At 67.9% G+C, this 13477-nt stretch carries 7 protein-coding genes; 6 read left to right on the top strand and 1 reads right to left on the bottom strand.

Annotated features, from left to right (window positions below; genetic code table 11):
• Positions 1 to 106 precede the first annotated feature (106 nt).
• The 6 genes from ABZ260_RS13720 (at position 107) to ABZ260_RS13745 (ending at position 12595) form a co-directional block, all read left to right on the top strand.
• Positions 107 to 2836 carry a beta-L-arabinofuranosidase domain-containing protein gene (locus ABZ260_RS13720; RefSeq protein WP_355616569.1) on the top strand — a complete coding sequence of 910 codons (2730 nt, stop codon included), beginning with the start codon at positions 107 to 109 and terminating at the stop codon, positions 2834 to 2836.
• A complete protein-coding gene (locus ABZ260_RS13725; protein WP_355616571.1) occupies positions 2833 to 4878 on the top strand; it encodes a family 43 glycosylhydrolase in 2046 nt (681 codons plus the stop codon). Before ABZ260_RS13720 ends, ABZ260_RS13725 begins: the two co-directional genes overlap by 4 nt.
• 16 nt (positions 4879 to 4894) lie before the next feature.
• Positions 4895 to 7342 carry a non-reducing end alpha-L-arabinofuranosidase family hydrolase gene (locus ABZ260_RS13730; protein ID WP_355616573.1) on the top strand — a complete coding sequence of 816 codons (2448 nt, stop codon included), beginning with the start codon at positions 4895 to 4897 and terminating at the stop codon, positions 7340 to 7342.
• Between the two features lie 366 nt (positions 7343 to 7708).
• A complete protein-coding gene (locus ABZ260_RS13735) occupies positions 7709 to 9544 on the top strand; it encodes a family 43 glycosylhydrolase (RefSeq protein WP_355616575.1) in 1836 nt (611 codons plus the stop codon).
• Between the two features lie 22 nt (positions 9545 to 9566).
• Complete coding sequence (locus tag ABZ260_RS13740; RefSeq protein WP_355616577.1) at positions 9567 to 10835, top strand: cellulose binding domain-containing protein; 1269 nt, start codon at positions 9567 to 9569, stop codon at positions 10833 to 10835.
• A gap of 113 nt (positions 10836 to 10948) precedes the next feature.
• Positions 10949 to 12595: a ricin-type beta-trefoil lectin domain protein gene (locus tag ABZ260_RS13745; RefSeq protein ID WP_355616579.1), complete on the top strand. Its 1647-nt coding sequence runs from the start codon at positions 10949 to 10951 to the stop codon at positions 12593 to 12595.
• A 424-nt stretch (positions 12596 to 13019) separates the two neighbouring features.
• On the opposite strand, the gene ABZ260_RS13750 is transcribed toward ABZ260_RS13745, so the two are convergent.
• A partial coding sequence (locus ABZ260_RS13750; RefSeq protein ID WP_355616581.1) for a (2Fe-2S)-binding protein occupies positions 13020 to 13477 on the bottom strand: 458 nt, incomplete at its 5' end.

A 13477-nucleotide genomic window follows, 5' to 3' on the forward strand; every position in this document is an offset into this window, starting at 1 on the left:
CAAAAGCCGTGGTCAGCCGCGCCAACGACCTGACCACGTGAAACGGGTGGCCGGCCGTGGTGGCTTCGACCGGCCACCTCACCCCCCAGCCCCAAGGAGCTTCCCCATGTCCCTGAGCCGTCGCCAACTCTTTCGGGCCGCAGGCGCGACCGCCGCGCTCTCGGCCGTCGGCCAGGTGGTGGGCACGTCCCACGCCCTGGCCGCGCTCCCGTGGGCCAGATCCGAGATCGGTGTCTCAGCCTACGAATTCGACCTCGGCCAGGTCCGGCTGACCTCCGGCCGCTGGCTGGACAACCAGAACCGCACTCTCGACTACCTGCGCTTCGTCGACGTCGACCGGCTGCTGTATGTCTTCCGCGCCAACCACCGCCTGTCCACCAACGGCGCGGCGGCCAACGGCGGCTGGGACGCGCCCGACTTCCCGTTCCGGTCCCACATGCAGGGCCACTTCCTGACGGCCTGGGCGCAGGCCTATGCCGTACTCGGAGACACCACCTGCCGGGACAAGGCCAACCAGATGGTCGCCGAGCTGGCCAGATGCCAGGCCAACAACGGCGTGGCCGGGTTCACCACCGGCTACCTGTCGGGCTTCCCCGAGTCCGACATCACCGCGGTCGAGAACCGCACGCTGAGCAACGGCAACGTGCCGTACTACTGCATCCACAAGACCCTCGCCGGGCTGCTGGACGTGTGGCGGCACATCGGCAACACCCAGGCCAGGACCGTGCTCCTCGCCCTCGCCGGGTGGGTGGACACCCGGACCGGCCGCCTGTCCTCCAGCCAGATGCAGGCCATGCTGGGCACCGAGTTCGGCGGCATGAACGCCGTGCTCACCGACCTGTACCAGATGACCGGGGACACCCGCTGGCTCACGGTCGCGCAGCGCTTCGACCACGCCTCCGTGTTCAACCCGCTCGCCTCCAACCAGGACCAGCTCAACGGCCTGCACGCCAACACACAGGTGCCCAAGTGGATCGGCGCCGCGCGGGAGTACAAGGCGACCGGGACCACCCGCTACCGCGACATCGCCGCCAACGCCTGGACCTTCACGATCAACGCCCACACCTACGCCAACGGCTCCAACAGCCAGGCCGAGCACTTCCGCGCCCCCAACGCCATCGCCGCGCACCTGACCAGGGACACCGGCGAGGCCTGCAACACCTACAACATGCTCAAGCTCACCCGGGAGTTGTGGACGCTGTCGCCGACCCGGGCCGACTACTTCGACTACTACGAGAACGCCCTGTTCAACCACCTGATCGGCCAGCAGAACCCGGCCGACAGCCGGGGCCATGTCACCTACTTCACCCCGCTCAACCCCGGGGGAAGGCGGGGCGTCGGCCCGGCCTGGGGCGGTGGCACGTGGAGTACCGACTACAACTCGATGTGGTGCTGCCAGGGCACCGGCATCGAGACCAACACCAAGCTGATGGACTCGATCTACTTCCACAACGACACCACGCTGTTCGTGAACCTGTTCGCGCCCGCCACGCTCAACTGGTCACAGCGCGGCATCACGGTCACCCAGACGACGTCGTACCCGGTGAGCGACACCACGTCGTTGCAGGTCACCGGGAACGTGAGCGGGTCGTGGACGATGCGGGTCCGCATCCCGGCCTGGACCCAGGACGCGACGATCAGCGTCAACGGCGTCCAGCAGGACGTCGCCACCACCCCGGGCACCTACGCCTCGATCACCCGGTCGTGGACGTCGGGCGACACGGTGACCGTACGGCTCCCGATGCGGGTGATCCTGAAGGCCGCCAACGACAACCCGAACCTGCAGGCCGTCACCTATGGCCCGATCGTGCTGGCGGGCAACTACGGGAACACCTCCCTGTCGGCGGCGCCGACGCTGACCCCCTCGACGATCACCCGGACCGGCACCTCGGCGCTGTCGTTCACCGCCACGGCCAACGGGGCGTCGGTGAACCTGGGCCCGTTCCACGACGCCGCCAACTACAACTACGTCGTCTACTGGAACACCAGCGGACAGAGCAGCGGGGGCGGCGGGGCGAGCTTCCGGCTGATCAACGCGACCAGCGGGCTGGCGCTCGGCATCCAGAACATGTCGACCGCGGACGGCGGCCTGGCGTTGCAGTGGACCGACAACGGCACCGCCGACCACGACTGGGTGCCGGTCGTGGACGGCAACGGGCTGCGGTTCCGCAACGTCAACAGCGGCAAGGTGCTGGGCGTCGAGAACATGTCCACGGCCGACAACGCCCGGATCATGCAGTGGGATGACAACGGCACCGCCGACCACCGGTGGACGATCACCGACGTCGGCGACGGCTCGGTCAAGATTCGCAACGTCAACAGCTCGAAGCTGCTGGGCATCCTGAACGGCTCCACCGTCAACGGCGCCCAGGCGGTCCAGGACCCCGACAACGGTTCGGCCGACAACCAGTGGCGGTTCGTGCCCAACGGCGCGCGCCGCGTCCAGAACGTGGCGACCGGCATGGTGCTCGGGGTCACCGACATGTCCACCGCCGACGGCGCGCTCGTCATCCAGTGGGGCGACACCGGCACCGCCGATCACCTCTGGACGGCCGTCGTCGACACCGGTGGCTACCTGCGCTTACGCAACTCCAACAGTCAGAAGGTGCTGGGGGTGGAGAACGCCGCCACCTCAGCGGGTTCCCGGGTCGTGCAGTGGGCCGACAACGGCACCAACGACCACCGCTGGCGGCTGCGCTACGGCAGCGGCGCCACCTTCCGCATCCAGTGCGCCAACGGCGGCCGGGTCCTGGGTCTGGCCGGTACCGCCCAGGGCGCGCAGATCGTGCTCGCCGACGACAACGGCTCGAACAACAACCTCTGGAGGTTCCTGTGAGGCGTGTGCTCGCGGTTCTCTCGTCTCTGCTCCTCGTGGGCGTGTTTCTCACGACCCAGTCCGCGAACGCGGCGACGGTCGACACGAGCGCCTGGTACGTCCTGGTCAACCGCACCAGCGGCAAGGCCCTGGACGTCTACAACCTGGCCACCAACGACGGTGCCCGCATCACCCAGTGGACCCGCAACAACGGCAACCAGCAGCAGTGGCAGTTCGTCGACTCCGGCGGCGGCTACTACCGCGTCAAGTCCCGCCACTCCGGCAAGGTCCTGGACGTCCACAACTTCTCCACCGCCGACGGCGCCGCCATCGTCCAGTGGGCCGACGGCAACGGCACCAACCAGCAGTTCCGGCTGGCCGACTCCGCGGGTGGCTACGTCCGCCTGATCAACCGCAACAGCAACAAGGTGCTGGAGGTCCAGAACGCCTCCACCGCCGACGGCGCCAACATCGTCCAGTACGCCGACTGGGGCGGTAACAACCAGCAGTGGCAACTCGTCCAGGTCGGCAGCGAACCGAACCCGACCCCCACCCCGACCACCGGCGGCAACTACACCAATCCGGTCGTGTGGCAGGACTTCGCCGACGGCGACATCATCCGGGTCGGCGACGCCTACTACTACTCGGCCTCGACGATGCACTACTCGCCGGGCGCGCCGATCCTGCGCTCCTACAACCTGGTCGACTGGGAGTACGCCGGCCACTCGGTCCCCCGGCTCGACTTCGACTCGAACGCCTACGACCTCAACGGCGGCCGGGCGTACGTGAAGGGCATCTGGGCGTCGACCCTCAACTACCGGCCGAGCAACAGCACGTACTACTGGATGGGCTGCGTCGAGTTCAACCGCACCTACGTCTACACCGCCTCTGCGGTGGACGGCACCTGGACCAAACGCTCCCAGATCAACAACTGCTACTACGACGCCGGCCTGCTCGTCGACGACAACGACACGATGTACGTCGCCTACGGCAACGGCACGATCAGCGTCGCCCAGCTCTCGGCCGACGGGCTCAGCCAGGTGCGCGCCCAGCAGGTGTTCCAGACCCCCTCCAGCGTCGGCACCCTTGAGGGCGCCCGCTTCTACAAGCGCAACGGCTACTACTACATCTGGCTGACCCGGCCCGCGAACGGCCAGTACGTGCTGCGCTCCACCAGCCCGTTCGGCCCGTACGAGATGCGCGAGGTCCTGCTGAACATGCCGGGCCCGATCTCCGGGGGCGGCGTGCCCCACCAGGGCGGGCTCGTGCAGACCCAGAACGGCGCCTGGTACTACATGTCGTTCGTCGACGCCTTCCCCGGCGGCCGGGTGCCCGCTCTCGCGCCGATCACCTGGACCGGCGACGGCTGGCCCACGATCCAGACGGTCAACGGCGGCTGGGGCGTCAACTACCCGAAGCCGAACATCCAGACCAACCGGACCGTCCAGTCGATGATCGGCCCCGACTCCTTCACCTCGGGCACGCTCGGCCATCGCTGGGAGTGGAACCACAACCCCGACAACACCAGGTGGTCGACGGGCAGCGGCCTGCGCCTGCAGACCGCGACCGTCACCGGCGACCTGTATAACGCCCGCAACACCCTGACCCACCGTATCCAGGGCCCGTCGTCGACGGCGACGATCGAGCTCGACTACTCGCAGATGGCCAACGGCGATCGCGCCGGGCTGGCCATGCTCCGCGACCAGTCGGCCTGGATCGGCCTCAAACGCGACGGCGGGACGACCCGCGTCGTGATGACCAACGGCCTGACCATGAACAGCAGTTGGCAGACCACCGGAACCGGCACCGAGGCCGCGAGCGCCAACGTCTCCGGCGGCCGGATCTGGCTGCGCGTCAACGCCGACGTCCGGCCCGGCTCGGGCCGCCAGGCGCGGTTCTCCTACAGCACCGACGGGACCAACTTCACCTCGTTCGGACCGGCCTTCACCTTGAACAACGCCTGGCAGTTCTTCATGGGCTACCGCTTCGGGATCTTCAACTACGCCACCCAGTCCCTCGGCGGCGCGGTGACCGTACGCCGGTTCGACCTCACCACACAGTGAAACGGAAAGGCACACCATGATGCACACCCCAAGCCGATCGGCCCGGTCTTCCGGGCATACCCGGCTGTGGAGACTCCTGTCCCTGCTGAGCGCCTGCATGGTCGCCATCGGCATGTCGGTGGTGATCTCCGCTTCGGCGAGCGCCGCCGCCACGCTCGGCGCATCGGCGGCCGAACGTGGCGGCCGCTACTTCGGCGCGGCCATCGCCGCAGGCAAGCTCGGTGACTCCGCCTACGTCAACATCCTGAACCGCGAGTTCAACTCGGTCACCGCCGAGAACGAGATGAAATGGGACGCCACCGAACCGTCGCGCGGCTCCTTCAACTACACCAACGGCGACCGGATCGCGAATCACGCGATCAGCCGGGGCATGAAGGTGCGCGGGCACGCCCTGCTCTGGCACTCCCAGATGCCCGGCTGGGCCCAGAGCCTGTCCGGCTCGACACTGCGCAGTGCCGCCATCAACCACGTCACCCAGGTCGCCACCTACTACCGCGGCAAGATCCACTCCTGGGACGTCGTCAACGAGGCCTTCGCCGACGGCACCTCCGGCGCCCGGCGTGACTCCAGCCTCCAGCGGACCGGCAACGACTGGATCGAGGCGGCGTTCCGGGCGGCCCGCGCCGCCGACCCCGGCGCCAAGCTCTGCTACAACGACTACAACACCGACGGCATCAACGCCAAGAGCACCGCGATCCACAACATGGTCCGCGACTTCAAATCACGCGGCGTCCCCATCGACTGCGTCGGCTTCCAGTCCCATCTCGGCAACTCCGTCCCCGGCGACTACCAGGCCAACCTCCAGCGCTTCGCCGACCTCGGCGTCGACGTCCAGATCACCGAACTCGACATCGCCGGCTCCAACCAGGCCGACAACTACGCCACCGTCACCCGCGCCTGCCTCGCGGTCGCCCGCTGCACCGGCATCACCGTCTGGGGCATCCGCGACAGCGACTCCTGGCGCACCGGGGAGAACCCCCTGCTCTTCGACGCCGCCGGCAACAAGAAGGCCGCCTACACCTCGGTACTGAACGCGCTCAACGGCGGCAGCACCAACCCGACGCCCACGCCGACCTCGGGACCGATCGACACCAACGCCTGGTACGTCCTGGTCAACCGCAACAGCGGCAAGGCCCTGGACGTCTACAACCTGGCCACCAACGACGGCGCCCGCATCACCCAGTGGACCCGCAACAACGGCAACCAGCAGCAGTGGCAGTTCGTCGACTCCGGCGGCGGCTACTACCGCCTGAAGTCGAGGCTCTCCGGCAAGGTGCTGGACGTCTACAACTTCTCCACCGCCAACGGCGGGGCGATCGTGCAGTGGGCCGACGGTAACGGCACCAACCAGCAGTGGCGCCTGGCCGACTCCGCGGGCGGCTACGTCCGCCTGATCAACCGCAACAGCAACAAGGCCCTGGAGGTACAGGGCGCCTCCACCGCCGACGGCGCCAACATCGTCCAGTACGACGACTGGGGCGGCAACAACCAGCAGTGGCAACTCGTCCAGGTCGGCAGCGGCCCCAACCCGACCCCGACCCCGACGCCGACCGGTACGTGCGCTCTTCCCTCGACGTACCGCTGGACGTCGACGGGCTCACTGGCGAACCCGAAGTCGGGGTGGGTCTCGCTCAAGGACTTCACCGTCGCCCCCTACAACGGCAGGCAGCTCGTCTACGCCACCACCCACGACAACGGCACGAGCTGGGGTTCGATGAACTTCGGCCTGTTCACGAACTGGCCGGAGATGGCCTCGGCCAGCCAGAACGCGATGAACTCCGCCACCGTCGCCCCCAGCCTGTTCTACTTCGCCCCCAAGAACATCTGGGTGCTCGCCTACCAGTGGGGCGGACCTGCCTTCTCCTACCGCACCTCCACCGACCCCACCAACCCCAACGGCTGGTCGGCACCGCAGACGCTCTTCTCCGGAAGCATCACCGGCTCCGGCACAGGCCCCATCGACCAGGCGCTCATCGGTGACGGCACGAACATGTACCTGTTCTTCGCCGGCGACAACGGCAAGATCTACCGGGCCAGCATGCCCATCGGCAACTTCCCCGGCAGCTTCGGCTCGAACTCGACCGTGATCATGAGCGACACGACGAACAACCTGTTCGAAGCCGTCCAGGTCTACAAGATCCAGAACGAGAACCGCTACCTCATGATCGTCGAGGCGATCGGCTCGCAGGGCCGCTACTTCCGCTCCTTCACGGCCACCAGCCTGAACGGTACGTGGACACCGCAGGCCGCGACCGAGAGCAACCCCTTCGCCGGCAAGGCCAACAGCGGCGCCACCTGGACCAACGACATCAGCCACGGCGAACTGATCCGCACCAGCGCCGATCAGACCATGACCGTCGACCCCTGCAACCTGCAGTTGCTCTACCAAGGACGCAGCCCCAGCTCCGGCGGCGACTACGGCCTCCTGCCCTACCGGCCGGGCCTGCTGACACTACAGCGCTGACGGCATGACACAGGTCCGGCTCGGGCGTTCCTGACGTTCACCGCAAAGGCGTACGCCCCATCGGGTGAGCGCAGTCACGGCACGCGATCAGGACCGGATGGAGCCGGCACGGCGGGCTCGGCGCAAGACCGAGCCCGCCCGGGTCACGCGGAAACGTCAGCGCTCACATAGCGACGGAATGCGGGGCCGGGCACACACTCCCCAGCCTGAGGTCCCCCCTCGAAAGGATCGCCATGAGATCTGCACCATCACGCCGCCTGCTCTGGCGCATGGGCTTGTTGCCCCAGACCGACTCCCCCTGCTGATCACCCCCTGAACCGCCACGCCCGGGGCCACCGCCAAACATCCGCCTGAGGGAGACGACAGGTGAAACCCGTACTTCGCAGGGCCAGGAGGAGATCTCGCCACCTGGTTCTCTGGACCGTGAGCCTGTTCTTGCTGACCACGTTGTTGCCGTCCCTGGCCAGGGCCGACAACCCGATCGTGCAGACCATCTACACCGCCGACCCGGCGCCGCTCGTCCACAACGGCCGCGTCTACCTGTACACCGGCCATGACGAGGACGGCTCGACGTACTTCACCATGCGCGAATGGCGGGTGTACTCGTCGTCGGACATGGCGAACTGGACCGACCACGGCTCCCCGATGAACCTGGCCACCTTCGCCTGGGCCGACGCCAACGCCTGGGCGGGCCAGGTCGCCTATCGCAACGGCAGGTTCTACTGGTACGTGCCGGTCCGGGACCGCGCCTCCGGCTCGATGGCCATCGGCGTCGCGGTCGCCGACAACCCGACCGGGCCGTTCCGCGACGCCATCGGACGTCCGCTGGTGAGGAACGGCGAGATCGACCCCACGGTCTTCATCGACGACAACGGCCAGGCCTACCTGTACTGGGGCAACCCCAACCTCTGGTACGTCCGGCTGAACACCGACATGATCTCCTTCTCCGGCAGCCCGACCCAGATCCCGCTGACCGCCACGGGATTCGGCGCGCGCAGCGGCAACACGAGCCGTCCCACCCTCTATGAAGAGGGGCCCTGGGTCTTCAAGCGCAACGGCCTCTACTACAACGTGTTCGCCGCCGAATGCTGCTCGGAGTTCATCGGCTACTCGACGGCCCCCAGCGCCACCGGGCCGTGGACCTACCGGGGAACGATCATGCCCCGCCAAGGCGGCAGTTTCACCAACCACGCCGGGATCGTCGACTTCAACGGCGGATCGTACTTCTTCTACCACAACGGCGCCCTGCCGGGCGGGGGCGGTTTCACCAGGTCGGTGGCCGTGGAGAAATTCACCTACAACGCCGACGGCACCTTCCCCACCATCAACATGACCACCGCCGGCCCTCCCCAGGTGGGGACGCTGAACCCGTTCGTGCGCCAGGAGGCCGAGACCATCGCCTGGGCGACCGGCGTCGAGACCGAGCCGTCCAGCGAAGGCGGCATGAACGTCGGCTTCATCGAGAACGGCGACAACATCAAGGTCAAGGGCATCGGCTTCGGCACCGGGGCGTCGTCCTTCACCGCCCGGGTGGCCTCGGGGTCGAGCGGCGGCACCATCGAACTCCGCCTGGGCAGCGCCACCGGCACGCTCCTCGGCACCTGCGCCGTCCCGGGGACCGGCGGGTGGCAGAACTGGACCACCGTCACCTGCCCGGTGAGCGGGGCCACCGGAACCCGCGACCTGTATCTCCGCTTCACCGGCGGCAGCGGTTACCTGCTCAACCTCAACTGGTGGCAGTTCACCCCGAACGGCGGCAGCGGCGGGAACCTGCTGACCAACGGCACCATGGAGAACGGCACTGCGGGCTGGACCAGCTCCGGCGGCACCCTGTCCTCCGCCACCGATGTGGCTCACGCCGGCAGCCGGTCCCTGCTCAACTCCGGCCGTACGGCCGCCTGGCAGGGCCCCCACCAGAACGTGACGTCGGCCCTGACCAACGGCAAGAGCTACACCACGAGCGTCTGGGTGCGCTCGCAGAGCGGCACTCCCAGCGCGAAGGCGACCCTGACGCTCACCGTCGACGGCACGACGAACTACCTCCAGCTCACCCCGGCGCAAACGGTGAACACGAACGGCTGGACCCAGCTGACCGGCACCACGACCGTGTCGTGGACCGGCACGCTGACCAACGCCTCCTTCTACGTCGAGACGGCCGCCGGAACCGACGGGCTCTACATCGACGACGCCTCCTTCCAATGACCGGACAGAAAGGAGTCACCCCATGTCCAGACGCAGATCCGTGCTCACCGCCATCACGGCCGCGGCGCTTCTCGTCCTCTCCATGGGTGCCGTGGCGATAAGTCACAGTGCGAGCGCGAGCACGTCGAGCAGCGCCCTCGCGGCGACCGCCGGGTGCGGCAGGACGCCGACCCTCCAGAACGGCACCAACACGATCCAGAGCAGCGGCAAGAACCGCAGCTACATCCTGAGAATCCCCGGCGACTACGACAACCGGCGACCGTACCGGCTGGTCTTCGGCTTCCACTGGCTGGGCGGCACCGCCACCGACGTCGCCACCGGCCAGACCGTGCAGCGCGACGTCTGGTCCTACTACGGGCTCCAGCGACTGGCCGGCGAAAGCACGATCTTCGTCGCGCCACAGGGCTTCAACAACGGCTGGGCCAACAGCGGCGGCGAAGACGTGACCTTCGTCGACGACATGATCCGGCGGATCGAGGCCGACCTCTGCGTCGAGACAACGCAGCGTTTCGCCCTCGGCTTCAGCTACGGCGGCGCCATGAGCTACGCGCTCGCCTGCGCGAGGGCCGACGTCTTCCGCGCCGTCGCGGTCTACTCCGGCGGACAGCTCAGCGGATGCAGCGGCGGCACCCAGCCGATCGCCTACTTCGCGGCGCACGGCCTCAGGGACGGTGTGCTGAACATCTCCGGCGGGCGGTCGATGCGAGACAGGTTCGTCCGGAACAACGGCTGCACCGCCCAGAACCCGCCCGAGCCCGGCCAGGGCAGCCTGACGCATCGGAGCACCACTTACTCGGGCTGCGCGGGCGGCCGTCCGGTCGTCTGGGCCGCTTTCGACGAGGGGCACATCGCCGCCCCACAGGACGGGGCACCCGGCGACAGCGGTTCCAGAACATGGCTGCCGGGAGAGACGTGGAGATTCTTCAGCCAGTTCCAGTCCACTCCGTCTCCCAGCCCATCCCCCACCCCGACCCCGACCCCGTCGGGACCGACCACGGGGGCGTGCGCCGCGACCATCCGGGTGACCAATTCGTGGCAGGGCGGCTTTCAGGGTGAGGTCACCGTGCTCGCGGGCAACTCCGCGATCAACGGCTGGACCGTCAACTGGATCTGGCCCGGCTCGCAGACCATCACCCAGATCTGGGGAGGTGTCCGCTCCGGCTCCGGCTCGAACGTGACGGTACGCAACGAGACGTGGAACGGCTCGCTCGGCGCCAACGCGAGCACGACCTTCGGCTTCCTCAGCAACGGCGTACCGGCCACCCCGGCGGCCACCTGCGCCGGCCCGTGACCGTGCCGCGTGTTTCGACCGAGTAGCGATCGGGCCCATGGTGCGGGGCGCCGGCCCACGCCAGGGGCCCGATCACCGATTCCCCCGCCTCTGTCCACTGAGGAGTGATGTCAATGAGCAGGAAACGAATACGCGCGTTGCCGGCCTCCGCCGTCACCGTGATGCTGACCCTGGCAGCGGTCACCTCGGCCACCCCGGCACAGGCGTTGAACAACGGCGTGGGCCGTACCCCGCCGATGGGGTGGAACACCTGGAACACGTTCGGCTGCAACATCAACGAGACGCTGATCCGGCAGACGGCCGACGCCCTGGTCGGCAACGGCATGCGCGACCTGGGCTATCAGTACGTCGTGGTCGACGACTGCTGGTTCGACCCCAACCGCGACTCCGCCGGGAACATCCAGGCCAACCTGTCGCGGTTCCCGAGCGGGATGAAGGCGCTCGGCGACTACCTGCACGCCAGGGGCCTGAAGTTCGGCCTCTACCAGGCGCCCCTGGACAAGACCTGCGCGCAGTACTTCAACTCCTACCCGGGCGCGACCGGCAGCCTCAACCACGAGGTCCAGGACGCCCGGCAGTTCGCGGCCTGGGGCGTGGACTATCTCAAGTACGACTGGTGCTCCCCCACCGGCACCATCGACGACCAGGTGCGCACCTTCGCCAAGATGCGGGACGCTCTGGCGGCGACCGGACGACCGATCCTCTACAGCATCAACCCCAACAGCATCCATTCCAAGACCGGGCCGCAGCGCAACTGGGGCGACGTCGCCAACATCTGGCGCACGACCGAGGACATCACCAACGCCTGGGACACGGGCCAGACCAACGGCTACCCGATGGGCATCCAGAACATCGTCAACGTCAATGCGCCGCTGTCGGGCTACGCCGCGCCGGGGCAGTTCAACGACCCCGACATGATGGTGGTCGGCCGGGGCGGCATGAACGACACCGAGATGCGTAGCCACTTCGCCCTGTGGGCCATCATGGCCGCGCCCTTGATCGCCGGTAACGACGTGCGCAACATGGACAACGCGACCGCCACGATCATGAAGAACCAACACCTGATCGCCATCAACCAGGACACGCTCGGCCTTCAGGCCACCCAGATCAGCAACGACGGCACGCGCCGCATCCTGGCCAAACGGCTGAGCAACGGCGACGTCGCGGTCGCCCTGTTCAACCAGGGCGGCAGCACCACCACGATCAGCACCACCGCCTCCGCGATCGGCCTGTCCGGCAACTCCTTCAGCCTGCGCGACGCCTGGACGAACGCCGTCACCACGACCACCGGCACCGTCTCGGCGAGCGTCCCGTCCCACGGCACCGTCGTGTTCCGGGTCAGTGGCGGCACACCCAATCCCACGCCCTCGCCTTCCACGTCTCGCATCCAGGGCGTGGGGTCGGGCCGGTGCCTGGACGTGACCGGCGCCTCCCAGGCCAACGGCACCCCGGTGGTGATCTGGGACTGCAACGGCCAGAACAACCAGCAGTGGACCCCCACGCCCGCCGGTGAGCTGCGGGTCTACGGCAACAAGTGCCTGGACGTCAACAACAACGGCACCGCCGACGGAACCGACGTCCTCATCTGGGACTGCAACGGCCAGAACAACCAGAAGTGGCGCTTCAACACTGACGGCACCATCACCGCCATCGGCGCGAACAAGTGCCTGGACGTCGCCAACAACGCCACGACCAACAACGCCAGAATCCAGATCCGGACATGCACCGGCGGCACCAACCAACGCTGGACCCGCGGGTGATCCTCTCGTCCACCGCACCGTGAAAGGCCGTTCGCCGGCCTCAGCGGGCAGAGGCCGGCGAACGGAAGCCAAGCCCTGCCGCCCTCCTTCCAACCGGGCGGCGGGGCTTGCGCAGTCCTGGTCAGCGGCCCCGGATCCGCCAGGTCTGATTCAGCGGACTGTCCCTCCAGCCCGGCCGCGTCGTCACTGAAGACCAGCGTATGGGTGCCGGACCTGAACGGCACCGAGGCGTCACCCAACTCCCGGACCCGGCCCTCCGACTCATGTCGATCTTGACGATGTCCCCGCCGAACGCGCCGACATCGGAGATCACATACCCGGCCCGGACATTGGCCTCGCGCGCCTCCACGTCACCGACCGCCGTACCGATCTCCTTTGGCTTCGCGGGTGGGGAGTGGGCCGAACAGCCAGTTGCCGTTGTGCCTCACATGTTCTCGGCGCCGGCTTTGACGGCTTCGCGGATACGAGAGTAGGTGCCGCAGCGGCAGATGTTGCGGAGGCCGTCGAGGTCGGCGTCGGTGATTCCGCGGCCTTCGGCGGCGGCGCGGCGGACCAGTGCCACGGCGGCCATGATCTGGCCGGGCTGGCAGTAGCCGCACTGGGCGACGTCGTGGTCGAGCCATGCCTGCTGCATGGGGTGCAGGTCCTTGCCGACCGTGGCCGGAAGCCCTTCGATGGTCGTGACCTCGTCGGTCGGCTGGAGGTCTGCGACGGGGATCGCGCAGGGGTTGACCGCTTTGCCGTTGATGTGGCTGGTGCACGCTTTGCAGACGTTGATGCCGCAGCCGTACTTCGGCCCGGTGATGCCGAGAATGTCGCGCAGCACCCACAGCAGGCGCACGTCGCCGTCGACGTCAACGGTGACCTGCTCACCGTTTACGC

Source organism: Streptosporangium sp. NPDC006013 (genome assembly GCF_040614275.1).
In the GTDB taxonomy this organism is placed as follows: domain Bacteria; phylum Actinomycetota; class Actinomycetes; order Streptosporangiales; family Streptosporangiaceae; genus Streptosporangium.

Excerpts from the sequence above, each read along its gene's own strand:
- ABZ260_RS13720 (WP_355616569.1), top strand. The coding sequence starts at position 107 with ATGTCCCTGAGCCGTCGCCAACTCTTTCGGGCCGCAGGCGCGACCGCC.
- ABZ260_RS13730 (WP_355616573.1), top strand. The coding sequence starts at position 4,895 with ATGATGCACACCCCAAGCCGATCGGCCCGGTCTTCCGGGCATACCCGG.
- ABZ260_RS13740 (WP_355616577.1), top strand. The coding sequence starts at position 9,567 with ATGTCCAGACGCAGATCCGTGCTCACCGCCATCACGGCCGCGGCGCTT.
- ABZ260_RS13745 (WP_355616579.1), top strand. The coding sequence starts at position 10,949 with ATGAGCAGGAAACGAATACGCGCGTTGCCGGCCTCCGCCGTCACCGTG.